At 58.1% G+C, this 24,650-nt stretch carries 26 protein-coding genes; 13 read left to right on the forward strand and 13 right to left on the reverse strand.

Going from position 1 to position 24,650, the window contains the following annotated elements; genetic code table 11:
- The 4 genes from DRB19_RS31275 to DRB19_RS23165 all read right to left on the reverse strand — a co-directional run.
- Positions 1–154: PIN domain-containing protein (locus DRB19_RS31275; protein ID WP_162815820.1), on the reverse strand; the 154-nt coding region annotated here is incomplete at its 3' end.
- A 385-nt stretch (positions 155–539) separates the two neighbouring features.
- The gene (locus DRB19_RS23155) at positions 540–2,318 is read right to left on the reverse strand and encodes an adenylate/guanylate cyclase domain-containing protein (protein ID WP_114188386.1); all 1,779 of its coding nucleotides are present in this window, start codon (positions 2,316–2,318) and stop codon (positions 540–542) included.
- 87 nt (positions 2,319–2,405) lie between these two features.
- The gene (locus DRB19_RS23160; protein ID WP_114188387.1) at positions 2,406–4,367 is read right to left on the reverse strand and encodes an adenylate/guanylate cyclase domain-containing protein; all 1,962 of its coding nucleotides are present in this window, start codon (positions 4,365–4,367) and stop codon (positions 2,406–2,408) included.
- Positions 4,297–4,725: a YybH family protein gene (locus DRB19_RS23165; protein ID WP_114188388.1), complete on the reverse strand. Its 429-nt coding sequence runs from the start codon at positions 4,723–4,725 to the stop codon at positions 4,297–4,299. The genes DRB19_RS23160 and DRB19_RS23165 overlap by 71 nt, the downstream gene beginning before the upstream one ends.
- A gap of 148 nt (positions 4,726–4,873) precedes the next feature.
- On the opposite strand from DRB19_RS23165, the gene DRB19_RS30170 reads away from it, so the two are divergent.
- Positions 4,874–5,011 (forward strand): hypothetical protein, encoded by a 138-nt coding sequence (locus DRB19_RS30170; RefSeq protein WP_162815821.1) that lies wholly within the window; start codon positions 4,874–4,876, stop codon positions 5,009–5,011.
- On the opposite strand, the gene DRB19_RS31575 is transcribed toward DRB19_RS30170, so the two are convergent.
- Positions 5,008–5,142 (reverse strand): hypothetical protein, encoded by a 135-nt coding sequence (locus DRB19_RS31575; protein ID WP_276330628.1) that lies wholly within the window; start codon positions 5,140–5,142, stop codon positions 5,008–5,010. The two genes, DRB19_RS30170 and DRB19_RS31575, sit on opposite strands and share 4 nt — an antisense overlap.
- Positions 5,143–6,164: 1,022 nt before the next feature.
- Positions 6,165–6,944, reverse strand: coding sequence for a PRC-barrel domain-containing protein (locus DRB19_RS31725; RefSeq protein ID WP_338067379.1), 780 nt, complete (start codon positions 6,942–6,944; stop codon positions 6,165–6,167).
- A 309-nt stretch (positions 6,945–7,253) separates the two neighbouring features.
- Here DRB19_RS31725 and DRB19_RS23175 point away from each other — a divergent pair, with 309 nt between their 5' ends.
- Positions 7,254–7,667 carry a hypothetical protein gene (locus DRB19_RS23175; protein WP_147023506.1) on the forward strand — a complete coding sequence of 138 codons (414 nt, stop codon included), beginning with the start codon at positions 7,254–7,256 and terminating at the stop codon, positions 7,665–7,667.
- A 352-nt stretch (positions 7,668–8,019) separates the two neighbouring features.
- Positions 8,020–9,186, forward strand: a complete 1,167-nt coding sequence (locus DRB19_RS23180; RefSeq protein ID WP_147023403.1) for an extracellular catalytic domain type 2 short-chain-length polyhydroxyalkanoate depolymerase — start codon at positions 8,020–8,022, stop codon at positions 9,184–9,186.
- A gap of 1,288 nt (positions 9,187–10,474) precedes the next feature.
- On the opposite strand, the gene DRB19_RS23190 is transcribed toward DRB19_RS23180, so the two are convergent.
- Both DRB19_RS23190 and DRB19_RS30175 read right to left on the reverse strand, forming a co-directional pair.
- The gene (locus DRB19_RS23190; RefSeq protein ID WP_114188392.1) at positions 10,475–10,735 is read right to left on the reverse strand and encodes a hypothetical protein; all 261 of its coding nucleotides are present in this window, start codon (positions 10,733–10,735) and stop codon (positions 10,475–10,477) included.
- A gap of 120 nt (positions 10,736–10,855) precedes the next feature.
- Positions 10,856–11,041: a hypothetical protein gene (locus DRB19_RS30175; protein ID WP_162815822.1), complete on the reverse strand. Its 186-nt coding sequence runs from the start codon at positions 11,039–11,041 to the stop codon at positions 10,856–10,858.
- Between the two features lie 152 nt (positions 11,042–11,193).
- Between DRB19_RS30175 and DRB19_RS23195 the strand changes: the two genes are divergently transcribed.
- Together DRB19_RS23195 and DRB19_RS23200 are read left to right on the forward strand one after the other, a co-directional pair.
- Positions 11,194–11,652, forward strand: a complete 459-nt coding sequence (locus DRB19_RS23195; RefSeq protein ID WP_114188393.1) for a YybH family protein — start codon at positions 11,194–11,196, stop codon at positions 11,650–11,652.
- Positions 11,653–11,721: 69 nt separating this feature from the next.
- Positions 11,722–12,258 carry an arsenate reductase ArsC gene (locus DRB19_RS23200; RefSeq protein ID WP_114188394.1) on the forward strand — a complete coding sequence of 179 codons (537 nt, stop codon included), beginning with the start codon at positions 11,722–11,724 and terminating at the stop codon, positions 12,256–12,258.
- A gap of 47 nt (positions 12,259–12,305) precedes the next feature.
- On the opposite strand, the gene DRB19_RS23205 is transcribed toward DRB19_RS23200, so the two are convergent.
- A complete protein-coding gene (locus DRB19_RS23205) occupies positions 12,306–12,668 on the reverse strand; it encodes an RNA-binding protein (protein WP_114188395.1) in 363 nt (120 codons plus the stop codon).
- Positions 12,669–13,171: 503 nt separating this feature from the next.
- On the opposite strand from DRB19_RS23205, the gene DRB19_RS23210 reads away from it, so the two are divergent.
- Entirely contained in the window at positions 13,172–13,387 is a 216-nt protein-coding gene (locus tag DRB19_RS23210; RefSeq protein ID WP_114188396.1) for a hypothetical protein, read from the forward strand.
- A 254-nt stretch (positions 13,388–13,641) separates the two neighbouring features.
- On the opposite strand, the gene DRB19_RS31580 is transcribed toward DRB19_RS23210, so the two are convergent.
- Entirely contained in the window at positions 13,642–13,764 is a 123-nt protein-coding gene (locus DRB19_RS31580; protein WP_276330629.1) for a hypothetical protein, read from the reverse strand.
- A 447-nt stretch (positions 13,765–14,211) separates the two neighbouring features.
- Between DRB19_RS31580 and DRB19_RS23215 the strand changes: the two genes are divergently transcribed.
- The 5 genes from DRB19_RS23215 to DRB19_RS23235 all read left to right on the forward strand — a co-directional run bounded on the left by DRB19_RS23215 (position 14,212) and on the right by DRB19_RS23235 (position 16,735).
- The gene (locus tag DRB19_RS23215) at positions 14,212–14,505 is read left to right on the forward strand and encodes a hypothetical protein (protein WP_114188397.1); all 294 of its coding nucleotides are present in this window, start codon (positions 14,212–14,214) and stop codon (positions 14,503–14,505) included.
- Between the two features lie 106 nt (positions 14,506–14,611).
- Positions 14,612–14,995 carry a PRC-barrel domain-containing protein gene (locus DRB19_RS23220; RefSeq protein WP_114188398.1) on the forward strand — a complete coding sequence of 128 codons (384 nt, stop codon included), beginning with the start codon at positions 14,612–14,614 and terminating at the stop codon, positions 14,993–14,995.
- 35 nt (positions 14,996–15,030) lie between these two features.
- Positions 15,031–15,756 (forward strand): Crp/Fnr family transcriptional regulator, encoded by a 726-nt coding sequence (locus DRB19_RS23225; RefSeq protein ID WP_114188399.1) that lies wholly within the window; start codon positions 15,031–15,033, stop codon positions 15,754–15,756.
- 170 nt (positions 15,757–15,926) lie between these two features.
- On the forward strand, positions 15,927–16,208 hold the full coding sequence (locus DRB19_RS30180) for a hypothetical protein (RefSeq protein ID WP_147023399.1): 282 nt from the start codon (positions 15,927–15,929) through the stop codon (positions 16,206–16,208).
- Between the two features lie 278 nt (positions 16,209–16,486).
- A complete protein-coding gene (locus DRB19_RS23235) occupies positions 16,487–16,735 on the forward strand; it encodes a hypothetical protein (protein ID WP_114188401.1) in 249 nt (82 codons plus the stop codon).
- Between the two features lie 58 nt (positions 16,736–16,793).
- On the opposite strand, the gene DRB19_RS23240 is transcribed toward DRB19_RS23235, so the two are convergent.
- The gene (locus tag DRB19_RS23240; protein ID WP_147023400.1) at positions 16,794–17,366 is read right to left on the reverse strand and encodes a MarR family winged helix-turn-helix transcriptional regulator; all 573 of its coding nucleotides are present in this window, start codon (positions 17,364–17,366) and stop codon (positions 16,794–16,796) included.
- Positions 17,367–17,828: 462 nt separating this feature from the next.
- A complete protein-coding gene (locus tag DRB19_RS23245; protein ID WP_114188403.1) occupies positions 17,829–18,233 on the reverse strand; it encodes an NUDIX domain-containing protein in 405 nt (134 codons plus the stop codon).
- A gap of 1,533 nt (positions 18,234–19,766) precedes the next feature.
- Between DRB19_RS23245 and DRB19_RS23255 the strand changes: the two genes are divergently transcribed.
- Both DRB19_RS23255 and DRB19_RS23260 read left to right on the forward strand, forming a co-directional pair.
- Complete coding sequence (locus tag DRB19_RS23255; RefSeq protein ID WP_147022870.1) at positions 19,767–20,651, forward strand: hypothetical protein; 885 nt, start codon at positions 19,767–19,769, stop codon at positions 20,649–20,651.
- A 630-nt stretch (positions 20,652–21,281) separates the two neighbouring features.
- Positions 21,282–21,881 (forward strand): recombinase family protein, encoded by a 600-nt coding sequence (locus DRB19_RS23260; protein WP_114188406.1) that lies wholly within the window; start codon positions 21,282–21,284, stop codon positions 21,879–21,881.
- A 731-nt stretch (positions 21,882–22,612) separates the two neighbouring features.
- Here DRB19_RS23260 and DRB19_RS23265 read toward each other — a convergent pair.
- The gene (locus DRB19_RS23265; protein ID WP_114188407.1) at positions 22,613–24,040 is read right to left on the reverse strand and encodes a hypothetical protein; all 1,428 of its coding nucleotides are present in this window, start codon (positions 24,038–24,040) and stop codon (positions 22,613–22,615) included.
- Between the last annotated feature and the right edge of the window lie 610 nt (positions 24,041–24,650).

Genomic DNA, 24,650 nt, shown 5'->3' on the forward strand with positions numbered 1-24,650 from the left:
GCTTCAGACGTGGACCTGAGAAGTCGCCATAGATGCGACGGACACTGGCCTCCCCGATCTTGGCGATCTCCTCAAAGAGACCATCGGCAATCCGTGGGGAGGCGTTGTCAGCGTCGATCAGGACGGCAAGACGAGCCGACAGTGGTTCTGGCATTGATGGGCTACTCGGCAGGTTCGGAGGTTAACTTACCAGACCATAAAGAGGAGAATGTGCAGGAGGAAGTTCATGAGACAGGCTATTTCACTGTGAAGACCCTCCATACACAGAAATGCCCGACCTATACGATCCTCCCAGAGAACAGCCTGGGATAGCGAGGGTCTATCGGCGAGATGACGGGCTGCTGTTCAGTTCTCGTCGTCTTCCGGCAAGGACTCGATCTGCCCTATTCTCCAAGCGCGGTGCCCCGCCCGCCGTTCCAGGGGCTCGACCTGTCGCAGAAGCTGTGTCGCGAGTGTTGCTTCGCGCCGAAAACCCTTGTCATCGAAGTCGCTCCCCAGGCGCAGGTGCCTGTCACGGCCTCCCTCCTGAAAATCCAAAATTACTCAGGGAGACCAGCGCGACGGAGCCCTTCGCAGATGCGCTCAAGGACCTGACCTCGGAAAGCCATTGCCGCACGAGCCCCTCTCACAGTGAGGTTGGGATATTCCTCAAGGAGTTTGCGGACGCTGGCCTCAGCTTTTTCTTGTTGTCCCGCATAGACGTAAGCTGGGGCAAGATGGCGATGTATCCAGATTGCTTTGGGGTTTGAGATCAAGCCCTTCTCAAAGAAGTCAACAGCGCGCTCATAGCGTCCAGCAATGAAGTTACACGATCCGATCCCGGTCTCGGAGTTAAACACCATGGGATCGAAGGGGCTTAGGCGGATTGCTCGCTCAAAGTGCTGGATAGCCGTCTCAGGATCGTCCAGGTAGTGGTGCAGGTAACCGCTGCGGTTCCAAGCCCAAGAGGAGTTTGGATCAAGACGAATGGCGGCATCCAGCATCTTCGCCGCTGCCATGAACTCACCAGTGATTGTCAGAGCCGCTCCGAGAACCGTCAAAACAAACGGGTCATCTGAGGTTAAAACAGATGCAGCCTCTGCCAACCGAAGGGCCTCCCGCTTGTCCTCTTCGATGGTTGCGAACCAGTTGTAAATAACGCGCTGACCTTTGCACCAAGCGAGCAGCGAAAGTGCCAATGGGTAGGTTGGATCGAGTTGAAGTGCCTGCTCAAGCTGCCCTGTGGCTCTGACATTTGCATCCTTGCTTAAGGACCAAACATCGGGAAGGGCGCGCATCACCAAATCATATGCGTCCAGATTGTCGGGTCGCTTGCGTTTGGCTCGTTCGATCTCGGCAGCGCGGACAGACGGCTGGATTGCTCCCACCACACTCGCAGTAATCTGGTCTTGGAGATCGAACACATCTTCGGTTCGGCCATCATACTGCTCAGCCCACAGGTGAGCCCCTGTTACCGCGTCAACAAGCTGAGCGACGATCCGAATTCGACTGCCGGATTTCCGCACACTGCCTTCCAGGGCATAGCGCACCCCCAACTCCCGGCTGACTTGGCGAACATCAACGGCCTTGCCCTTGTAGGTAAAGGTGGATTTCCGCGCGATCACGAAGAAGGAGCGAATGCGAGAAAGGGCAGCAGTGATCTCCTCCACAATGCCATCGGCAAAGTAGTCCTGCTCAAGGTCACCGCTCATGTTTGTGAACGGAAGCACGGCAATTGACGGCTTGTCAGGAAAAGGAAGGACCTTCGTTGGCCCTACTGCCTGCGCCAAACCGGAGGAAGGCGAAGTTGGAGCCGCAACACGGTAGACGCGGATTGGGTCGTTGATGCTCTTTACCTTTTGAGGCCCGAGATCGCTGAAGCCGACTGCCACGGCCTTTCGTACATAGCCATAGGTAGCTTCCGAGATGCAGATGCCACCTGGATCGGCAAGGCCCTCCAGTCGCGCGGCAATGTTGACCCCATCGCCCAACAGGTCACCGCCTCGGACCATCACGTCGCCGACATGGACTCCGATCCGAAACTGGAGGCGACTGCCCTCCGGAGTGCCTTGGGTCACTTGGGTAATGGCCTTCTGCACCTCGACCGCACATTGGACGGCATCCACAGCACTGGGGAACTCGGCCAGAACACTATCCCCGGCTGTGTTGGCAATCCGTCCGCCATGTTCAGCGATCAGCCGGTCCATGATCTCGCGACAGGCGGTCAGAGTGCGGAGGGTGCCAACCTCGTCCTGGCTCATCAGGCGCGAATAGCCTGCTACATCGGCGGCAAAGATGGCCGCCAGCCGCCGCTCGACCTTGTGCTCCTGCGGGCTCATCGGACGCCCGGCGTAACGATGCCTGCAAAGCTAAGTATCCAGCGTACCTCAACGGGCATGCGAACTCCTTCGGTTTTCGGACAGGCATCATTGGAACTTGCTATTTATAGCTTGGTGAATTGTGGTCTCCATCTGGTCGGCCCAAGTCGGATTGAACTGTGCAATCAGCCGTGTGAGATCGCCTCCTGTATCCGTCGAGGACTGTATCTCAGATAGAATGGAGCGAGTCTGCTGTACATCACCAAGCGAGGCGCAGCATAGGGCAGCGATTTTGAGCGGCGGGACCCACTGGGGCCGCAGCGTGAGGGCTCGTCGTGCGGTACTGAGACCCTTTTCGGGCTCATTCGCAAAGTAGTGAGCAACAGCCAGGAAGAACAACCAACTGAAGTTCTGCGGGTCGAAAGGAGAGAGTCTCAAACCATATTCTAAGTTCTTGATCGCATCTCGGGTGTGCCCATCGTGGAGATACGCTACCCCAAGCACAAGATGCCCAAGGGCGAAGCTGGGACTCAGGCTAACAGCCCGCTGTGCGGCACGGATGGCTATTTCCGACTTGCTTCCAAACGCGTGGGTGATCGCGACTGCGTAGTGCGAATAAGGGTTCTTCTCGTCAAGCTGTACCGCTCTTAGCGCTGCTGTCATGCCATTCCGCAGGGCGGCTGCCGGATCGCCACTCCATCCATAAACGGCAAGACCAGCCTCTGTTCGAGCGAGCCAAATGTACCCGTCTGCTGAACCGGGCTCGACTTCGATAGCCTTGAGGAAAAGCTCCCGCGCAATCCGGTGCGACTCGGGCTTGATCTTGTGGAACTCCCACATGCCGCGCCGAACAAGGTCCCAAGCCGTCAGGCTCTGGGGGCGTTCAGCGCCCCTTTGTCCCTCTTTCTTGAGCAGTTCGGGTTCGATGGTTCCAGCCACCTCCTCTGCAATTTCATCTTGGAGCGCAAGGATGTCGCTGACATCACGGTCGTACCGTTCCGCCCAGATGGAGCCTCCTGTCTCGGCCTCGGTGAGTTGGGCCGAGATACGGACGTGGTTGCCACTGCGACGTACACTGCCGCTGAGGATATAACGGACGCCCAACCGGCGAGCGACTTGATCCGTCTCAATGGCCTTGCCCTTGAAAGCGAAGGAGGAGTTGCGGGCGGTCACGAACAGCCAGCGGGTCTTGGCAAGGGCGGTGATAATGTCATCCGTGATCCCATCAGCAAAATACTCTTGCTCCGGGTCGCCGCTCAAGTTCGCGAATGGCAGAACTCCGATGGAGGGCTTGTCAGTATGGTTCGGGCTCGCTCGCGCTGCCCTTGGCTCACGAACGGATATCTCTCCACTCCTCAAGGCGTAGACGCGCACAGGACGGGCAATGTTTTTGAGGCGCTGCTCGCCGCGATCCTCGAAGGGCAACGACAGCTTACCCTCAAGCTCGTCGAATACCTTGCCCGAGATGCAGATGCCACCGGGATCGGCGATGCTCTCAAGCCGAACGGCGACGTTCACACTGTCGCCGAGAATATCGCCATCTTCCGTGGTGACAACATCGCCCAGGTTGATGCCCATGCGTACCTGGATATCTTGCCCCTGATGGGGCCGCTCTGCGATCCCAGCCTGAGCTTCCACAGCACATAGGACAGCTTCGACTGGACTGGCGAACTCTACGAGTGCTCCGTCGCCCATGGTCTTCACCATGCGCCCGCCGTGCCGTGCGGCGGCAGGTTCGATGATTTCGGAGAAGATTGCTTGGATCGCGGAGAGCGTACCAGCCTCGTCTGCTTCCATCAGCCCTGACGCGCCAACCACATCGGTCGCGAGGACGGCAACCAATCGCCGCTCAATCTTGCGCTCCTTGCGATCCATGGGACCCTCGGTGCAGTTGCTGAGTGGATTGTGCTTCTGGCTGAGCGGGGTGTCCAGCCTGCAATGCCATGCGCGATGCTTTAAAAGCCAAGGTTTACTGGGAGAGGCAGAACGGCCGTCTGTGCTACTTGTTCGTGTTCCAGATGTCGGTGGCAAGTTTCCAGTCGGCTCCGACCTTCTCCCAGACGACCACATACTTGCCGGTGATCTGCTGCGTTTGTGCCCCTTTGGCCCGGAGAGAAAAGGTCCCGATCTCTCGGGCTGCGTTGTCTCCGAGCGGCTTTACGTCCACCGCTGTCAGCTTGATGTCGCCAATCTGCTCCGTGGCAGATTTCCAGAATGTCAGGATCGCGTTCCTGCCCATTACTATCTCGGCCCCAGGTGGCAGGACGACTGCATCTTCGGTGTAGTGGGCAGCGACTGCCGCGATGTCGCCAGTGTTGAAGGCTTTCGCGAACTGATCGTTCAGGTTTTGAATGGTCGCCCGATCCTGCCCCATAGCAGAAACTGGGAGGCACAGGCAGATGGCTGTCAGCAGGGCCTGGACGCGCATGATCTGCCTCTCCGAGCCATAAGGCGCAGGATCATCATATCACGGGTGGCATGCGCCGACATTGAACCTGCAACTACCCACTCGGGATGAGATGTTTTCATCTGGTTCGATATGGTTTCATGCTTCACCTGATGAACGGGAGAAAGCTATGGCTGGTAAAGCTCGCATGAGACCGTCGTGGAAGAAGCACACGGTTCGCTGGAAACAGGTCGTTGCCCCAGCCAAGACGTTGGAAGGACAGAAGGACCTTGCCAAGAAGCACCGCTACGCCAACCGTCACGGTTAGCCATAGACGATGCCCTGGAGGCTCTTCAGGGCCGAATTGCAGCGCTCGATATGACTGTTGGCTCGCTGCTGCATATCCACGGTGTTGCGGCAGGGACTGTCCACCTCCTGCTTGCAGAACGGACAGATCATGAGCTTGCTCCAACTGCACGCGATTTTGGAGCCAACGTGAGGGCAGAGTCGCGGTTCCGCTAAGCGCTGCGCCGTCCGACCAGCGTTTCTGCCCCTAACAGGTTTGGCTTTCATTGACCCGTGTCATACGGGTGAGAATGCGCAAGAAAGCTCACGAAATTCCGGAACCTGTTGGACGCTCATAGATTATCAACACATGCGGACCCGTCATATCCCCGCATTCCCCTTGTGCGACGGGTCTAAGACTTACGAGATGCAGATTGCTCGACCCGGCGCTTGAAAAAGCAGCCGGGTTTCTTTTGATCTCTTTTCGCAAAATCGATCCTGCTCAGAGGCGATCCTAGCCAATGACAGAATGAGCCGTTGAGCGTCAGATTAACCTTTGGATTTTCTCTGCACCCTGGCTGAAGCTTTCCTGGGCGAACGACTTTGACTGCCGGGCCGCCCTTTTGGCTTCGTCATCTCGTTCAACATAGCCTTCTGCTGACGGTACATCTCTGCCGTCCAGAGCCCACGGGCAGCACCAGCCCAGGTGCTTGCGGCACTAAGCTAGAAGCTGAGCCAAGGGTTCTTTGCCATCTCGACCTCTGTCTTTCAGATGCTCCCGGCGCTCTGACCGTCACTGGGATTGATCCCGTCGCTCATATCGTCCTTGAGCGCCTTCTCGCAGCGCTCCACGTGGCTCATGGCTCGCTGCCGCATCTCCTGTGTGTTGTGACAGGGGTCGTTCACATCCAGGTGGCAGTATTGGCACATCATCGGCTTGGCCTTTCCTTTGACGAAGGCGTGTCACGCCAACAGAGCTATGAGGGTTAGAGTTCCCTGTGCTCCACTTATCGCCTTCCACCCTGAACAATCGTGAGCTTTTGCACCATCGGCGGGAGGTGTGGGGGGTGAGAACCAGTCTTAATAGATGCCGAAACAATCCCGAACCGGCTTCGTGAGCCGCTCTTCGGGTTTAAGTCCTGGTCCCCTGAGAGAACCGGGAACGGAATGCCTTTGCCGCTTGCCTGTCGAGAGCGTCACGGAAAGAGCCAGTAGTAGGTCACCTGATAATAGTCGTGCAGGTCCTGCTCGCTCTCCCGATCCGGCCAGTCCTGACCGCGAGCACGAGAGAGACTCGGCGCGCTCCGAAGCTGCTCTGCGGTGATCTGGAAACGATAGCCTCCCAGGTCGGGGTCGTAATCGAGCATGCCCCAAGGAACAGCGTACTCCTTCGCGCCCACGCCGAAAAAGCCGCCAAACGACATCACGGCATAGGCCACACGTCCACTGATCTTGTCGATCATGACCCGCTCGACTGTGCCGATACGCTTGCCACTCCGGTCGTAGACCGCAGTTCCTTCCACTCGGTCGCTCTCGATCAGAGGCTTGCCTGAGCGCTGACCAGGGTAGTCCCTGCGGGTCCTGCCACGCTCCTGGCTCCTGGTCTGACCTCCCATGATCCAGGCCAGCCCGAGGCCGACCGCGCCAACCGCCAGCAGCGATACGAGCGGGGCTTCCGTGATCTGGTGTCCGACAGCCTGTGTGGCTCGTTGATAGTAGCGCTGGGCCTCAGGATACCGGTTGCCAACTTCGCGGACATACTGCTGACCTTGATCGTAAGCACCACGGGCCACATCGGAGGCACGGCTGGCAACATCAGCAGCCGTATTCCTGGCCTGATCAACCAAGCTTTCGGTCGAATCTCTGCTCTCCTGAGCGTTACCTTGGGAGCCGGGCCCATGACCACCCGCTCGGTTTGCCACATCGGACTGAGTATTCCCAGCTTGACCGGGTTCCATTCCCTGTTTCTCGTCCATGATCACTCTCCTGTTGAGATGACGATCCGACTTCGTTGACTGATGGCAGTCCAACGCCTACGACCAGTCTCTCGTTCAGCGGACCTTGAGGCTTGGCTGCGGTGCATTGGATGTACCGCTTGCAACAGCAGTCATACAGTGTTGGACCTGCCCCTGATCGTCATGGCGCACCCAGACAGACATCCTGCGTCTGGTGGCAGATCAAGGCGGGAAGCGGCAATCTGGACGCTTCAAGTTGTGCCCAGTCTACGATAAAGGCATCCTGAAGTATCAGGTGACCATGCTTTAATACAGGAAGGGAATACCTCTTTGACGATTGCTATCGGTGATGTAGTGCGCATCCATTATCATCCTCCAGGCCAGACAAAGAGCTTTGTTGAAGGCGTGGTAAGTCGAGCAGATGTGATGACCGAACCGGGGCGGATGTTCGTCATCGATGTTACCTCGGATATCATTTATGACAGAGAACAGCCCTTCAGACCCGGCTACCAGGATTATATCTTGTATGAGCCTCGGCAAGACTTTCTAGGTCGCATCGAGTTGTTGCCCCGGACTGAGGAGGCCAAGCCAAAGGATGTCGCTGGATCACCATCTGGCCTGGAACCTGAACTGAAGCACGTAGCTGAGCAAGAGATTGCTCCAGAGCCAGCGCAGCCTAATAATCAGGATGCCTCACGAGGGGTGGGCACGGTGCTGAGCGCACTGTTCGGGCGGCGAGCTTAGCGGAACCAGTCGGCTTGTCGTTATGCCGCCTTCTGGGTCTGAGCCATTTTGAGAGTTTCAAGGGCAGACTTCAGGGCTCCCCGGTAACCGCTGGCCTGGATGAGCAGTGTCATGAACATCGCCTCTGGCAGATCAGGGTGACGGGTGACGGAAGCCGTTGAGCAGGCTCTCATCCTTGATGAACCCGTTGCGCACCATCGCGGCCACAAACTGCTTCTCGGTCAAATCACGCATCCGGTGCACTTCTTCGATTTGGCCCCTAGCGGGGCTGACGACCCGTTCCTACTCGGAAGGTCGTAACGTGTATACTCCGGTCGAGCCGTCAAAGACGGCGATTGGATTGCAGCCCACCATGGATTCGTTGAGGGTCACGATCATGAGCCGCCCGTTCGCAGTGCTGGGGCTGGTTGTCGCGCTGCTGCCAGTGGAAGGGTGGGCAAATCATGACCGCTTGCCCGATCCACCACCGCAGTCAACCGACCAGAAGCTATCGTCTCTCCCGGACCTTGATCGCGCAACCATTACCGTTTCGGGTCTGTCTTCAGGCGGCTTCTTCGCGCACCAGTTCCACATTGCCTTTTCGAAGCTCGTCAAAGGTGCAGGCATCATTGCGGGTGGACCGTATGGCTGTGTCGAGAACATCCCGAACCCATGGTCGCCCTTTTGGCCGCGCCCCCTGGACCGTGTCTCTGCCGCAGTGGTGGCCTGCACGCATTACTTTGGCAGCCGCTACTATGGACTGCGTCCCTCAGCCCCGGAGGCTGAAGATTCCGTCAGGCTCATCAGAGAGGCTGCGAACCAAGGACTGATTGACGATCCAGCCAACCTCGCCGACAGTCGGGTGTGGCTGTTCCACGGCAAGAGCGATGCCATCGTCCCGCTCGGGATCATGGAAACGCTCAAGCAGGTTTACAGCACGTTTGGCGTTCACGAGACAAAGCTTCGGTTTGATCAGAACCAGAGCGGTGCTTCGGCCAATCACGGCATGCCGGTGAGCCAATTCACCGGGGAGAGCACGTTTCCGGTCCGGGAGTGCGGGCAGCATGAGCCACCCTACGTGATCCAGTGCGGGTATGAAGCCGCCGAGATGCTGCTGCGCCACCTTTATCCGGAGCCACTCACACTAGCCTCCAACAATCCGCATCGAGATGGGAGCATGGTTGCATTCGACCAGTCTGAGTTCTTTGATCCAGCCAACAGGAGCGTCAGTCTGCATGGCGTCGGCTACCTGTACGTTCCAACTCCATGCGCTACTCACCAGTGCCGCCTGCATGTGGCCTTCCACGGTTGCAAGCAGGACGTGGACAATGTGTACGATGACTTCATCCGGGATGCGGGCTACAACCGCTGGGCGTCCAGCAACAATATTGTTGTCCTGTACCCGCAGGCCACGGCCTCAGCGGCGAACCCCAATCGCTGCTGGGACTTCTGGGCCTACAGTGGGACCGATTACGCCAACCGGAGCGGGCCTCAGATGCGGGCCGTCAAGGCGATGGTGGATCGTCTGATCGGACAGTAAGCTCAATGGCAATCAGATTGCTGTGAACCTCCTCATCCTCAAACGATCATGGGGATGCAGACGGTTGTGAGAGGGTTGGAATGTGAGTATCACAAGAAATTTCCATCCCATCCCGACTGCCAGAGTACCAACCAGAACTGGCTGCCGCAGCCTTTGCTCTATATGCATGCGCGACTGCTGATCTGAGGGAAGAGCCGCAAGCGCAGTTTTCAGGGTAAGGCAGGTATAAGCAACCCGTGATGCGGCAGGAACTGCGGCTCAGGATAGCTCGATCAGAGATGTTCTAAGGGGCAGGAGATATGTAAATTTGAAGAGAAAGGCAGGCTCGTCAATCTAGGTTAGCAGATTATATCTAGACAGAGGAAAATAGAGCTACATGCCACATTACGAAAATTTCACATTGAAGTTGTTTTGATTTGCTTGAAATCATTTATAATCCCGAGAGTTGGTAGAGGCGAAACTGCACGAGGACCCTCAAGTGAATGGCCTCGGTGCTCACCGCCACCACGACAACTTTGCGAGTAATTTGAGTGCGCCACAGAACTACCCCCTCCTTCGCAGTTGAGATCAAACGAGCCAAGACGCCATCAGTCGGCACCTCCACTAGAAAAGCAGTCGCTTTCGAGAGCGGCACTCGCCACAGGCCCAAGATGCGTCCATCGGACGACCTTTTTGCAGCGCCGAAGTCTCCCTCCCGTTTATCTCTGAGCGGCGAAACCACGTCTGATGCTCCTCGGGCAAGAACAGGACGCATTCTCCCGAGCCTTACCAAGGTGGTGGACCCAATTCAGGCCCGACAGCAACAGGAGACAGACGAGCAGCTTGCGCGGCGGACGCTGGCACAAAAGTCAGGCAGCAAGGCCGCGACTGCTGAAGAATCCGATGCGGCGGGTGCACCAAGAAAACGTCATTTCTCTCCCGCAAACGCAAGTGAATTCCACGCGACAGATGAAATGCCTGCTGCTGGTTCGACACCTCAGACAGGAGCCGTGCCGGATACGCACGTTATGGCTTCTTCCTCACGCGAGATGCCGAGCGATCATGCCGAGGAACCGCGTGGGAAGAAGCGCCATGCCTACTGGGCCGCTTACCGGAAGGCAGTTCGCCGGGGCCTGCCGTTGCCATCGCTGCCTGCCGGTGAACGCTGGAAGCGGCGCTTGCCACCTGTCGTCCGGTGAGCGTCGGTCAAATGGCGGCTTCAGCTAGTCGTATTGGACAACGCTATAGGTAATGGAGAGTAATCCTCGCACTGCCATGCACCCGCAAGTCACTCGGTGCGGCATGGCCCCTAACACCACACGACGTGAGCCATGCGCTCGCTCTCAAACCGAGGCAACGATGCCCGCAGATGACTTGACCGTCCTCTGATCGCTTTGATCTGCGTTTCGCGAACTACGCATTCGATACCGCTCGATGAGCCTTTGATGCGATACTGGGCCTCGTGAGAGGTCTCGGGCAGGACCTGAACGACTACATAAGTATCAGGATCAGCCCGCCTGGGATGGGCAGGGAGAACCGACTGGCCGACCTTGAACTTGTTGTTCCTCATGGAACCTTCTCCTCCAAAGCTCAGGAGCCCAGCGTAGCGGGTAAACCTGTTGCCGCCATATCACCCCCAGCCGTTCCCATACGCCCACTCCTGGTCAGGCGGCAGGGTCAGCACCTGAGCCTAAGCCACCTCAGCCACCTGCTGCGCGGCACGGCGGGCAGCACGCGCCTCCTCGATCAGGGCAAGCTGCTGCTCCCGTGTCATGGGATGGATACGTCTCAGTTGCTCACACCGACGCCGGTTGCGTTGCGGGGAGCGCTTGTTCTCAACAACGGGATCGCTGTGTCTGTAAGCCGTCCGTGCCATGGTTTGGCTCCACCTTGGCTACTGCGCCACCATACACCTGCGGCTGCCCATCATCCAGATCATCCGATTGGCTGAGACCTTGGCTCGGGATTGCTTGACCACCTGCTGGAGCAGGCGCACCCTCCTTCGGAGTCTCAGCTTTGGAGGCGGCCATGCATGCGCCAGAGGATGATGTCACCCTGGTCCGCCGCTGGTTCCAGCGCCTGCAACTGTGCGTGCAGACGGTGGATTACATTGGCTCGCGTCCGCTCTTTGTCGAGGACATGATCACCTTTGGCACCTACACAGCCTTCACCATCGGGCGAGACGCGACCGAGACCGAGCAGTGGCGGCATATCTGGGGTCAGATCGACCAGTTCCGATGGCGGCTTGATGATCTGCGCACCATCCTCTCCGCGGATCGGCTCACGGCAGTGGCCATGGCGGTGTTCGAGTCCACCGGCTATACCGAAGACGGCAAGCCCTTTGACCGCCCTGGACGCGCCACGGTTGTGTTTGGGCGAGGGGCTGTCGGGGAGGAGTGGGTGGCCCAGCATACCCATGTCTCGCTGTTCCCCGGCACCCCAACGCGGTCGTTTGGCACCAAGCGGGTGAGCCCACCCGCCCTATGAGCGCCAACACGGCGACCCGACCAGAGGAGAGCGGCTAGTCTTGCACTATACTGCTAAGGGAGGTCTCTCATGAGTGAGCGAACCTACAACGTGCTGTTCCTCTGCACCGGCAACTCGGCCCGGTCGATCCTCCCGGAAGGCATCCTGCGCCAGGACGGCGAGGGCCGCTTCCAGGCATACTCGGCGGGCAGTCAGCCCAAAGGCAGCGTGAACCCCCTCGCACTGAAGGTGCTGGGAGCCCATGGCTATCCCACACACGGTTACCGCTCGAAAAGCTGGGACGAGTACGCCGAGCCGCATGCCCCTGTGATGGACTTCGTGATCACCGTCTGCGACAGCGCTGCCGGGGAGGCTTGTCCGCTCTGGCCGGGGCATCCCTCGATTGTCCACTGGAGCATCGACGATCCGGCAGCCGTCTCAGGTTCTGACGAGGACCGGGAGCAAGCCTTTGGACGGGCCTTTCAGGTGCTGAAGACCCGGATCAGCACGTTCGTCCACCTGCCGCTGGCGAGCCTGGACCAGTTCACGATGGGCACCCGGCCTCGCGCCATCGGCCACACGGAGGGGGCAGGCACGGTGTCAGAAGACGGGACGCCTCGGGGATAGCCACATCTATCGGTATGGCTGGGCAGCTTCCTAGAGCGGCTCCGCTGTCACGCCTGGATCGGCAGGGGTGTGAAGGGCGAGCGCTCAACCACCTGGACCTTGGCCATCGCGCCTACGGAGCGCAAGCCGTCGAGAACTCTCTTCATGGGCTCAGAAGCGACTGCCTTACGGGCCTCCTCCTGGGTGCGGAACTCCAGCATGGTAAAGGTGTCCGGACTGGCCGCATCAGCCGTGCGATAGGCCACAAACGACACAGCCCCAGGCGCTTGCAGAAGCTGGCTGATCCAGTCCCGGACGTGCCGGTTGTAGTCGTTCCAGTTCTGTCGGTCGGTGGGGCGGTCATACTGCAACATGATGTAGGCCATGACGACCTCCGCATCGGCGGCCACACCCACAGCATAGGGGGCCAACCCAAACCGCTCGATTCCTCGCCCCGATGATGGAGACGGTAAGCACGCCTGCGATCAGCACGAGCGCCATCAGTGCCTGAAGCCCGTCACATGTATCCCAAGATGACGGCCCCGCAGAACACGAACGCCAGAGCCGCCACAACGAGCACTTCGTTTTCGTAGGAGAGATAGAGCCTGATCTTCTGAAGCATGATAGCCTCCCAACTCCGTGCAAGTATACGCTCGCTGGAAGCCGACGCATACGCGTGCCGTCACGGTAAAAGATCAAACACGCCGTCTAAGAAGGATGGGGCTAGCTATTCCCTCCTATAGACCGAGTTGCGGTAACCAAACGGACGTGAGCCTTCAGAGGTGAATGCTGCCCAGGAAATAAGAACGAGGCATCCTCCTGGAGCAAGTTGCGTGGACCGAGGATTGTCGGACTGGAACCTGAGCCGTTATGGCTGGTTGTCATTGAGGATTAATGCCGGTGGATGCCTCTTGGGGCGTCTGAAGGAGGGCAGATGCGTCAGGTGTCTTCTAAGATGCTCGCGGGCCTCGGTTCTCTGGCAACCTCATCTTCGCTGGCTCTCGCCCAGACGACGGCTCCGGGGACACCACCAGGGGATGCGGCGGCGACACCTGCGGGCGGGATCGCTGACTGGTGGTGGGTGATTGTACTCGTGATTGTGGTTGCCGTTGCGATCTGGTACTTCACCCGCAAGCGGACAACCCTTTAGAACCGACTAGGCCGTGAGTAGAAGGCTCTCACCTTGCCCTGTTTAGTCTCTGCGGACGTGGGCCTAGAACGGACGCCACGTCCTCCAGCGCTAGCGGAGCCACACCGGCCTGAGGCTGCGCGCGTATCGGGCCAGGAGTACAAGCGGGCAGCAAAACAGCGAACAGGAACAGCACCCACATCATGCTGGAGCGCAGCATTGCGACCTCCTACCAGTTCAGCCCCGTACTTCAGCCGGTCTACGGCAGGGGCGGATCAGTGCGCAGGAACCGCCGTGAGGAACATGGCGGCTGCCAGCGTGACAGCGACGCAGGCCATGCCCCAAGCAATCATGGCTCCCGTTACTCCGTGAGCGCGAGAAGGGAAGCTGGTGAACATCGTTCTCCTCCTGCTGCTTTGGCGTCACGCCGTACAGGGCCGGGAGGGACACAAACGGAGCCCTGCCTCACTGATGCGGCTCCTGAGGCCGCTCCCGGTCTGCCGTTCGTGGATGTCCGCTACGCTGAGGCCCGTCCAGATGCCGCAGCGATCATCGCGGCTAAGCTCCAAGGTGGTTCCATGCTTGAACCTCCTTTCGAAGAACTACACCGGTTGTTTTGGGACCAGCGTACTGCTGCTGAGCAGCAGCAGAATCGTCCTCCCCTCAGGGTCTTCCGTCAAGCAAAACCGGCAGGATAGAAGCCCATTGGCAAGGTCCGGTCGGGGCTGAACTCTGCGCCTGATCATCGAAGAGCCTAGTGACCATGTGCGCCGGGTGAAAGCGGCCTTTCACAATGCCGCGCTGGGTGTAGAATCGACCCATCACGCGATGCTGGGAGGTTTCTGATGCTACAGTCCACAACAGGCGGCTCAGCGGCACCGGAGCAGGTTTCCCTGGATAATCTAGCTCCAGACCTGTTAGCGGCTCTGGCGGCGCTCGCCACCGTGGAGACCCGCTACCGGACCAAGCGGGAGGCTCTCTATCAGGTATCCGGCCCTGACACTTTGAAGCAGCGCTTCGCCGACCAACTGGAAGCTCGGCATCGGCAAGAGCGTGAAGCTGTGATTCAGCGTCTGGTCGAGCTTCACTATAGCTTGACCGTGACTGCCAGGGTCCGTGACCCTGACCTCAGGCACTGACCAGAAAGTCAGGGTGGCGCAAGGTTAGGGGCCGACGCAGGCGCGGAACTCGTCTGATGTCGGTCCGGTTGATTCAGTAGTCCTTGTCTGCGCAGGAGGGTTGATCATGACCCAAACAGCAGCAACACCCGACACAACCCCCTCCCATCCTCTCATCGAAAGCAATCGGGTGGAGGGAACGCCCGTCTACGATCCGCGCGACAAACGGATTGGCGCGATCCACCATCTGGTGATCGAGAAGGTGAGCGGACGGGTGGTCTACGCGGTAATGAGCTTTGGCGGCTTCCTTGGGATCGGGGCTCACACCCATACGATCCCGTGGGAGAAGCTCACATATGACACCCAGCTTGGCGGCTATCGAACCGACATTACCCAAGAGCAGCTAACCGGTGCTCCTGTAACCTACGAGGATGAAGCCATCTGGCGGGATCGCAAGCGTGAGCAGGCCATTCACGACCACTGGAAGGTGCCGCCTTACTATGGGTTCTGAGGGAAGTGGAGGAGCGCGCTCCAACGTGGTGAGCTATGGCCCAGGCTTCAAGGATAGCAGACCATCGCGCCAACCGGCTCCTGGCTGCCTTAGAGCCTGAGGATTTCGCCAGCCTTGAGCCGCACCTTGAGATCGTGGACCTGCAAAAAGGTCAGGTTCTCTATGAAGCGGGCGATACCATCCGCTACACCTACTTCCCTCACGACACAGTGGTGTCCCTAGTCAATGTTCTAGAGGATGGGGGCTCCGTTGAGGTGGCGGTGTTCGGGCGTGAAGCCCTGTTTGGCCTGATCAGCGCCCTATATACCCGTGAGTCCTTTGGGCGCTACATCGTGCACCTTCCTGGTACGGCCTCGCGCATTGAGATTGACCGGGTGCAGGAAGTCGTCAACGAGCGTCCACGTATTCGGCTCCTGCTGCACCGCTTCACCGAAGCGCTGCTGGCGCAGACCTTCCAGACTGTCGCCTGCAACGCCGTTCATGCTGTCGAAGCTCGCTGCTGCCGCTGGATACTGAGCACGCAGGATCGGGTGGACCAGGACACCCTGCCGCTCACGCATGAGTTTCTGGCCGAGATGCTTGGCGTTCAGCGCCCATCGGTGAGTGTGGTCTTGCGCACGCTGCAAACGGCGGGTCTAATCCGTCAGGGCCGAGGGCTCATCGCGGTCGTGGACCGTGCTGGTCTGGAAGAAGCCGCCTGCGAGTGCTACGGCAAGATCAGGCGCAGTTTCGAACGCCTTTTACCGCACACCTACACCTAGTGCTTTACCCGCAGACCAGTGCCACGCTTTGGCAGCGCCGTACGGATGCGCCTGCAAAAACCAACATAGATTAGTAATTGTTGCCGTTCTGTCAGGTTTCAGACTGACGTGAGCCATCTCCCTGAGTACCCCTTCCTGCAATCTGCATAAAGATACAGGGAAGGAAAGCCATGACCGACAATCAGTATCCACCACATTCCCGCAGACAGGCACCGTCGCCGAGGATGTATTCTCCTGCGCTCCAACCCTTGCTCCAGTCACTTCTCTCTACCTTGGCCGACATTGACTTGGCCTACGACCGTGAGCGCGAGAAACTCAGCGAAAGCATGAAAGACCCAAACCTGCGAACGCGGGCGTTGGAAAAGCTCAAACAGCACCATCACGAGCGGCGCGAGCCTTACCTCCAGCAACTCGCCATGCTGCAAGACCGCATCCAGAGAGGATGGCATTAGGCTCCTGATCATCCGGCACCGGGAGATGGAGCAATGACCGATGAGGAGAGCCGCAGCCCATCGGTCAGAGCTTCCGAGTTCAGCTGCGGCACCTGTGGGCCAGTCTCGTCGGTTTGCTCGTGGGCGGCGCGATGCCATCGTCGGAGGGGAGAAGGATTATTCAGACCACGCTCCTGCCTTACAAGCTGAACGGTGACGACAGGTCTCGCCGCCGCTGATGAACCTGAGCCCGTGTCTGGGAATCTTGCGCAACGCATGCACGGCTGCGAGACTATACCATGCCGATTGACGGTCTCGATCACCTGCTTTGGTTTGGTGCCATTCTATTCGGCGGGGCGTCGTTCACCACCCTCGCTGTTGCGAGCTATGCTCGGAGACGGTTTCGCACCTGTCTGCACGCGCCGCTCACCCGCTCCTCAGGCGACAGGAGTGAGATGTGGGAGGAGATGTTCACCTTCTGCCAGATGAGTGGACTCGCGTTTGCGGGAGTCTCGATCCTCTGCACTGTTCTGACGCGCATGGTCTAGTCCACAGGCTGGAAGCGGACTGGCTGGTGCCGAAGCCCAGAAGATCGATCTCGCCCGCTCAGCGTCCCTGTTGGTACGAGGTTGCCAGAACGTCAGCCTTGCGGGAGCTTTGTCTACGATGAGCCGGGTGATGATCCAATGCGGCAGGCACAGCACCGGTATCCTGTCTATTGCTCCCGAGGGCTCCAGCAAGGTTCATCGCGGCTCGAAGGAGCAGCTTACGCATCTGCCTCTGTTCCTCTGCATCAAGGCCCGCCACCATGTCGCTCTCCACCTCATCCCAGAGCGTCTGGATGCGAGCGACAGCCATCCGGCCTTTCCGGGTCAGCCTGACCCTGACGGTCCGCGCATCAATCGGGTTGCAAGAGCGTGCCACAAGGCCAAGAGCGGCAAGCCGTGTCACCGTTTTGGAGGCGGTTGGGGTGCGGACCCGCAGGATGCCCGCGAGTTCCCCCATGCTGACTTCATCGTAACTTGAAAGGACCTGAAGCGCCTGCTCCTGCCCGGCAAACAGGCCCATGCCAGCCAGCTTTTCGTTCAGGTAAAAGCGATGCAGCCGGGCCGCTTGCGCCAGAGCCCAGCCAAGGCTGTCTTCACTGGGGTGCTGGATGCGTTCGTTCAGGGGGCTCATGGCAGGGTCGCTCAATGCTTTTTCATAGCTGATTGGCGCGCCTTCAACGGGAGCGGCTTACTCGGCAATAGTTTGAGCCCGAGCCACTTTGAATGCAATACGATGAACCTGCGCAATTACGCGGCTACAGCCTAGCTTGGCAGTAAGGAGAATGATACTTTGGCACGATGAGCCGTGTCTGTTCTGGATGAGGCACTTGCAAATCACAGATCGGAGCGGCTAGAAGAGCCCTCCCTAGAAAAGAGGCCGCCCTTGCGAGCGGCCCGAAGTTTAGGGAGGAAACACCCAAGAAGGGCAGCAGCACCGCAACGCCAATTGCCGTGCTGCACTGCACAATTTAAGCCTTGCCTAAACAATGGCAAGATCAAATAGGCAGCCATAGCTGCCTATTCTCGTTGCTGCTGGCCTGCGGAATCCACATGGCAGTTTATGGTGGCCTCCCCAAGAACAGTGTGCGCGTCCTCACACCACGTGCTCGAAGAATGCCCGAACCCTCTGCGTGTGCAGTGGAAAGGCGGTTTCGACCGGCTCATGAACGACCAGCACCTCCAAGACCTCAGCATCGTGGACGAACGCTCCTTCATGTTCGACGGGAGGGCTCTGGCAGAAGATCAGATTGAGCCGCCGATCCGGTGTGGTCTCGACCGTCACGATCCGCAGGGCTTCAGGGGTGATGACGACACCGGTTTCCTCCAGCACCTCCCGCGCACCAGCTTCCTGCCACGTCTGGCCGAGCATCTGGTAACCACCCGGAAGCGCGAGCTTGCCATATCCTTCACCTGGAAGGGCGCGACGGATCATCAGCAGACCATTCCGGAGGGGCACCAGCACGACAACGACCGTAGGTGTATTCCGGTAGCGAGCCATCCCGATCCTTTGTGCTCTACTTTCTGCCACCCTTGATTACCATGAGCTTGCGCATCACTGAGGAGGGTCAGAGAGGAGGCCGCTCAAGGTTTGAAAGGGCGAGCTTTGCACCTCCATACTATTTTCTCCAACATTCGACAGTCGGACGTTTGAGGCACGTCGCGGCTCTATCCCTTCAAAGCATTTGACGAATGTTTGATCATAAGACGCTCTGGGAGGAGAACTTCCCCCCACGTCCCCACCTCAATAACTCTTAGCTATGCGGCCTCGGGCGTGGGTGAGCGCAAAGCCAAGAATCAATGGAGTAGACTTTGAAACATCACGGAAGGACCCAGTTCCGCCTAGCAGCAAAAAGGCTAGGAATCCTTCAGGTTGAATTTCGCCTCACGGCTGCGGGCCAGCAAATGATGATCAGTCTTCCGGCAGCGGGAAGTCGCTCTCATGGCAGCTTAGCTCCGTGCCCCTGAGTACCCCATCACTCGGCTGAATCCGATACTTGCCTGCTGGTGCGAGGTAGGATTTTGCCCAGGCTTTGACTTTCTCGACCGGCCACGACGAGATCAACGAAAGCTGGACACCGGGTGATGTTCCAGGACCACGCCAGTAGTAGCCTGGGTGTAATGCCCTGATCAATTCATCCTCTTCGTAAGCACAGACGCCGCCTACTGGCATCCCGCTAACAGAGAAGCGCCCCTTCAAGCTCCAGCATGAAATACTGTCGTACCCTTTCTGCTCGGACGGCCTGATTAGCTTAGATTGGACGAGCGCCACCAGGGTCGGGGTCGGGTTTGGAGGCTTGCGCCAGCAAGAAAGCTCCCGCGTGATATGCTCCTCAAGTATCTCCTTTGTCAGAGGCGCACCCATCACATGAAGGGTGCTTAATGTAAGTGCGAGAGCAGAAAGGATAAATCTCATAGAATGTCGCTCGTAAAACGGGTCCGAGTAGACCCCTCGGCTGCTGTGAAGTTGCTAACACTCGCTTGTTATACAATCAAATCACGGTGATGGTTGAACGCATCAGGTTGCAAGGACCCAGTTCTTAAGGTCCACGGCCTATATGCGGGTACACGGAACTACCATGAATTTCAGACTGATGCGCCACACAAAGTGAATCTTAATTGCGGCTCTCTGCTCCCTCTCGATAAGCCTACCACCATTCAGGTCCGACCTCTGAGATCGACAAAAGACCTGTCGGTGCATGCTCAATATGTACGCACATTTGACAGGACTCATTCATCCCACGCGTCGGTTGGGATGTTGCCCCAATTGCCCCGCGTCTGTTGTTTCAAATACTTCCTTATGGACAGGCTTCCAAGAGCACCTGTTGTGTCTGCTGAGCCATACGCTTGCGGACTCTGTTGAGGCAGTTTAGATGATGGCCGCATGTCTTCCCCGACCATTCTTCGCGCTCGACTGGCACAGAGACCGGCAGTCCATGTTCTGTGTGACCGCGTTTTCCTCCAATACCCGATTCACCTACCCCATGTCGTTGTAGCTCCACTCAGTGCGCTACAGATGGAGACTGAGGCCCAGGTGACTGCTCAGTACGTTTTCGAGGTCGTTAAGGGCCACGTTGAAGCCGCTGGGATCGACCAACTTGCCCAGCAGGGCCAGCAGGGCCAGCAGGGCCAGCAGGCACGCCCGGCAGCGGTGATCGCCTGCTTCAATATGGGTGGGAGAACCCCACAGCAACTTGAAGCAGAAGCACTTCGGCGCGTTGACGCCCTGCGGCAGGTGATCTCTTGGGCAACGGGGAACGAGACGGGACCCTTCGCAATCGTAACTGCGACACCGGATGGAACGTATTTCCGGCTGCTTCCTCCACCCGTCTCTCAGCGCCATCGCCTTGGGCCGGAAAGCCAATCCGACTTCACAGCGCGTTTGGCACACATCCTCGAATTGGCCGAGCAGAACGAGCGTTTCGCATTCGCTCTCTCAATGCTCCACGATGCAACGCGGGAGCGAAACCCGCAGTTTAAAGTCGCCCGTCTCTTCGCGTGTCTTGAAGCCTTGGCCTACAAGCTCAAATCAGCGGACAGACCTTCGAGGCGGGCTGTGACTTTCATGCTTGGGCTTGACGAGGGAGGGACTTCGCAAGTCGCTTTCGACGGGAAGAGCGTGCGGTACGATGCCATTGAACTCGCGCGTCTTCTGCGGGATAAGTTGTTCCATGGTGCGCCCATTGAGGAGAAAGACCACAAAGGAGTTCCAGTGGAAGCCTTCCAACTCCTGCGGTCTCGTCCAGACCAGATCATTAGTGAGTTGCGCTCGCATTGTGAGCTTGAGATTGGGAGGTGGGCCATCGACACGTCGATAGCTCGGGCCGTCGCCGAGGGTCGCGCTTCTCCCCTACCAGTGGGGCATCCCGCGATCACGACAGGGGGAGGAGCATTACGCACCCAAGCAGCCGTTTCCTGAAAGGCGCATTAGAGCGCCGCCCTGAACCTCGGTGGAACCGGCAGGGCTTCTCATCCCCTGTTGACTCTTGAGTGCATTCCCACAGCGGGTGATGTGGTTCGCCGCTCGTTGCTGCATATTTTGTATGTTACGACAAGAACCATCTACGTCCTGCTCACAGAACCGGCATTTGATCGCAGCCTCCATCCCTTCATGTGTATGAGGCCAACGGAGGCTAACCTGCGGTTCCTTCCAAGCTCAACTCACGGACCGGCCTGAGTGAGGTTGGCTGTCCTCAGTCCTTCCGACCCTGGATAACTGTGAGCCTGCACATCATCGGCGGGATGTCAGGGGAAGGAGGCTTCTCTAGGTGCATGGAGTGGGGCCTGTACCTCTATCATTCTCATCTTCCTGATCGTTCAACGGTTGAACGTTTTGCGGCACGGTCACGAACCATCCATCCTCGTCAAATTTGACGAATGGCGTCTCGCTCACTCCCCTCCTCATCTCTCACGCCCATCCTCCACATTCCCCCGTGTCCGCAAAGTCTTCAGTTTCTGGACAGCAGCATCGAGCACGGGAATTCAAAGCGTTTGACGTGCAGGAAGTCCGTGCAAAAATTCTGAAGGTCTGCACGGGGGTTTTTGCACGATGGCTGGTCGGAGCTACGCATACTCAAGGACAAGCACGAGTTCTCAAGATTGGGCGATCCAACTGGATGCTCTCGTGAAGGCCGGTGTCGATGATCGAGATATCGATTTGGAGAAGGCATCGGGCGTGAAGCGGGATCGCACCGAACTTCGCCGCGTTCTTGATCTGCTTCGTCCAGATGATCGTCTTTATATATATGCGCTTGATCGTCTGGCCCGTTCTCAGCTTCACCTTCTCCAAATCGTCGAAGAGATTGAAGCCAAAGGCGCAAAGCTCGTCTCTCTGCGCGAAAGCATCGACACGTCTTCACCTGTGGGCCGATTTTTTCTGGGTGTTTTGGGAAGCCTTGCTTCGATGGAACGAGAACTCATCCTGGAGCGAACCAAGGCAGGTATCGCGCTTGCCCGCCAACGTCAGGTCAGATTCGGCAGACCCCCGAAGCTCACGTCCGCGATGATCAGGCAGGTAATGCTCGCCCATGATGATCCGAACACCACCGTGCCTGAGACCTGTCGTGTCCTCGGGATCAGCAAGAGCAGCTATTATGCAGCCTTGAGAGCAGGACAGCGGGAGGCGCTCAAAGAGCCTGATGCCGCGTGAAGCAGCCTGGAGGCAAGCACCTCCAGGCCACGCATGATCATGTGGCGAGCCTGATGACCGCCGTGCCCATCCGCTTCTTCATCTCAGCCCTTGTGCACGACCTGTGAAGGAGGAGGGCAATACATCACTCGATGACGCCGAAGCTGGAGCAACTAAGTCTCCAAGCCCCTGTACGGCTAGCTCCGTCATGAAGGCTTCGAGCGCAGACGCACTCTTGCATTTGAAGACTACTGGCGTTTCGTAATCTTCAATATCGCTCAAGAGGAAGTTACCGCTCCCGACTGTGTTGAGGGCAGCGGCTAACGCTGTAAGCCAAATTCTCGCGCTCCCTTCAATCTTATATTCGTTGAAGCTAGGGATGTCTAATATTACGGTGTGAGTAAACATTTTCAAAATAATCCATTGGTGAATAAAGCCAAACTCTTGGCATAGTCACCTTACGAAAGGTGCCTTCGAGGCTGCAATATTTAAATGTATGCTTCACGTGCGATCTTGAAGGCTATCATAAGCGCAGTCGAATCACGCTATGGACGGACCGTGACGGCGTCCTATAAGCGGACATCGGCTCGGAGCTTCTGCTGGGCGACCGTCTATCCGCGCGGGCCACATCTAGTTTCCGCCGTTCTCTTGCAACATCCGACAGTCGGATGTTTGAGCCACAGTCGCGGCACCATCCCCGTCAAACCATGTGACGAATGTCTGATCACCAGGGCTCCTGATTAGGCAGATCATCATGGTCGAAGAGCTTCGGGTGGTGGCATCTTCGGGGGACGCCCCGGTCCCCGGTAGGTTCCGGCATCCTTCTTCGCCTCGACAAGGCGATCCCGCCTGCGCTGCTGCCGCTCCGCAGCGTCCGCCTTCTTCTGGGCCTCACGTTCCTCACGACCCCGTGGGTCTTCCGGCTCGGAAGATGGTCGCCCACGACCAGGGCGATGCGTGTCGAGCAATCCGGCTTCCTCAACGGGCACGAGTTCAACCGTGCCGAACCCGTGCTCCGTCAGATACTCGGCCAGAGCCTGGGCCTGATACAGGTCATAGAGATAGATATGATAATCCTCGTCCGCGTCCGGATTCCGTAAATCTCCCCGGCACACGAACTGGGCAATGTCCTCGATCTCACGGGCGCGCTCGATGTCCTCCCGGCTGAGCCCGAATAGGTCGATCAGAGGAGCATCGGACAGGAGTGCCTTGCTGCTGTAGATGTACGCACAGGACGTATGATGCATCAGATTATTGGTGCCCTCGGTCTTGGGAGATACTTTCTCCCCGGAGAGCCGTCCATGGAAGTAGTCGGTGACCACCTCGTTGCCTGACCAGTAGCCAAGCAGCACCGTCTCCAGAGATCGGCCTACCTGTAAGAGACAGTCACGCCCTTTGTCCTTCCAGAAGGTGCTTGATCCACGATGGCCTCGTGTGAAGTAGTGGATGAAGATGCGCCGGGGCTGTCGAGTTCGACCAGGAACGTGAACCTCCTCGATCTTGATCTGTCCTGGATACAAAGCCTCCGTAACCTTGGCGAGAATGCTGTGGTGATAGCTCGCCCCGGCAATCGTCACACTCTCGGCAGTCCGAAGTTCGAGCGGCGTCCATGCCGACCACCATTGTAGCTTGCGTCCGCGCTGGCGCAGATCAGCCCAATCCTGAACATCCACATAAACGCCCTGCGTGGTCCGAGCCCGTTTGTCGAGCACCACCAGCTTCTGCACAACACTATCCCGCAGAACCGAGCGTGTTCCAGGCGCGTCATCCCAGACCTTGAGCTTCGACGAGTTGGTGCCTGGAACGGGATCGAGATCATAGCTCTGCTCGAAGTAGACGGCTCCAGCCTCGGCCCCGACTTTGTCCGTCACAACAGCCAGCGGCATCTCGTCGATCTTGACGTGCCATCCGGTCAGATCACCGAGATCGGCACTCATCATTCCCTCATGGGTGATGAGTAGGATGACATGCTCGTCGTCCTGATACTCCTCGATAGCTTCGCTGATCTGTCGGGCGACAGGGGCAGACCGCGACAGACCGCCATGGATTATGCGCAGGACCGGGGCCGTGGATGAAGCTGCGATCATGCGCTTCAGGTCACGCTCGCGCTCCTCGATCAGGTCGATGCGCGGAGATGAAAAAATGTAACGACCTGGATGATCAATCAGTTCGTTAAGCAATACCCATGTCTTCCCGCAACCGGGAGGACCAGAAAGAATTCTAATCTTCATAAAAATGGCTCTATAGGTGGAGATCCAAATATAATCACGTCACGTACCTATATCTATATTATTTTAGTGTGACGTAATTTTTGGATTGGCGAGGGGAAGGGAGAGTAAGTCGAGGACCGAGGCCGCTGCCGAGGACCGGAGACTTAACTTCTCCTTTCTCCTCGACTTTGGGGCTGACGCGGAAGCGGCTGCCCCAACGCCCTTGGGCTTTGAGGTTCAGTTAGAAATATTGATCCAAGCGCTAAAAGCGCCCCCGAGCCCTCGCACCTTCGGCGCTCAGGTCTCGACGGCGTGCTGAGGCATCCTGCTGTCGGGCGACGAGCGCCGCTCGGCAGCACACCTCAGCTTCCTTCGATCTCGTCTCGGACACGAACTTCTCTGGTGATGGGCGGCGTAGCCGCCCATGAAAGCACGTGAACGACCGAATTGTGGAGCCGTAGGGCGCGGGAGTGCACGTTCTTGTTACAAAAGCTCGCTGATGCGTTCAGGCACGAAACAGAAGCATTTCTCATTGTGCGCGCAGATCACTTGTCGGAACGTTGAGTTGTGGTACCGATCT

It is taken from the genome of Microvirga aerophila, assembly GCF_003332305.1.
Lineage (GTDB): Bacteria > Pseudomonadota > Alphaproteobacteria > Rhizobiales > Beijerinckiaceae > Microvirga > Microvirga aerophila.

Bases quoted from the DNA above. Each gene is read 5' to 3' on its own strand.
- DRB19_RS30170 (WP_162815821.1), top strand. From the start codon at position 4,874: ATGGCTGGTAAAGCTCGCATGAGACCGTCGTGGAAGAAGCACACGGTT.
- DRB19_RS23260 (WP_114188406.1), top strand. From the start codon at position 21,282: ATGGCTGGTCGGAGCTACGCATACTCAAGGACAAGCACGAGTTCTCAA.
- DRB19_RS23200 (WP_114188394.1), top strand. From the start codon at position 11,722: ATGAGTGAGCGAACCTACAACGTGCTGTTCCTCTGCACCGGCAACTCG.
- DRB19_RS30175 (WP_162815822.1), bottom strand. From the start codon at position 11,041: ATGGCACGGACGGCTTACAGACACAGCGATCCCGTTGTTGAGAACAAG.
- DRB19_RS23180 (WP_147023403.1), top strand. From the start codon at position 8,020: ATGGATTCGTTGAGGGTCACGATCATGAGCCGCCCGTTCGCAGTGCTG.
- DRB19_RS23195 (WP_114188393.1), top strand. From the start codon at position 11,194: ATGCATGCGCCAGAGGATGATGTCACCCTGGTCCGCCGCTGGTTCCAG.
- DRB19_RS23240 (WP_147023400.1), bottom strand. From the start codon at position 17,366: ATGAGCCCCCTGAACGAACGCATCCAGCACCCCAGTGAAGACAGCCTT.
- DRB19_RS23160 (WP_114188387.1), bottom strand. From the start codon at position 4,367: ATGTGGTCGTCTGGGAGAAGGTCGGAGCCGACTGGAAACTTGCCACCG.
- DRB19_RS30180 (WP_147023399.1), top strand. From the start codon at position 15,927: ATGACCGACAATCAGTATCCACCACATTCCCGCAGACAGGCACCGTCG.
- DRB19_RS23245 (WP_114188403.1), bottom strand. From the start codon at position 18,233: ATGGCTCGCTACCGGAATACACCTACGGTCGTTGTCGTGCTGGTGCCC.
- DRB19_RS31575 (WP_276330628.1), bottom strand. From the start codon at position 5,142: ATGATCTGTCCGTTCTGCAAGCAGGAGGTGGACAGTCCCTGCCGCAAC.
- DRB19_RS23165 (WP_114188388.1), bottom strand. From the start codon at position 4,725: ATGCGCGTCCAGGCCCTGCTGACAGCCATCTGCCTGTGCCTCCCAGTT.
- DRB19_RS23190 (WP_114188392.1), bottom strand. From the start codon at position 10,735: ATGAGGAACAACAAGTTCAAGGTCGGCCAGTCGGTTCTCCCTGCCCAT.
- DRB19_RS31725 (WP_338067379.1), bottom strand. From the start codon at position 6,944: ATGGACGAGAAACAGGGAATGGAACCCGGTCAAGCTGGGAATACTCAG.
- DRB19_RS23235 (WP_114188401.1), top strand. From the start codon at position 16,487: ATGCCGATTGACGGTCTCGATCACCTGCTTTGGTTTGGTGCCATTCTA.
- DRB19_RS23215 (WP_114188397.1), top strand. From the start codon at position 14,212: ATGCTACAGTCCACAACAGGCGGCTCAGCGGCACCGGAGCAGGTTTCC.
- DRB19_RS23155 (WP_114188386.1), bottom strand. From the start codon at position 2,318: ATGAGCCCGCAGGAGCACAAGGTCGAGCGGCGGCTGGCGGCCATCTTT.
- DRB19_RS23220 (WP_114188398.1), top strand. From the start codon at position 14,612: ATGACCCAAACAGCAGCAACACCCGACACAACCCCCTCCCATCCTCTC.
- DRB19_RS31580 (WP_276330629.1), bottom strand. From the start codon at position 13,764: ATGTTCACCAGCTTCCCTTCTCGCGCTCACGGAGTAACGGGAGCCATG.
- DRB19_RS23225 (WP_114188399.1), top strand. From the start codon at position 15,031: ATGGCCCAGGCTTCAAGGATAGCAGACCATCGCGCCAACCGGCTCCTG.
- DRB19_RS23210 (WP_114188396.1), top strand. From the start codon at position 13,172: ATGCGTCAGGTGTCTTCTAAGATGCTCGCGGGCCTCGGTTCTCTGGCA.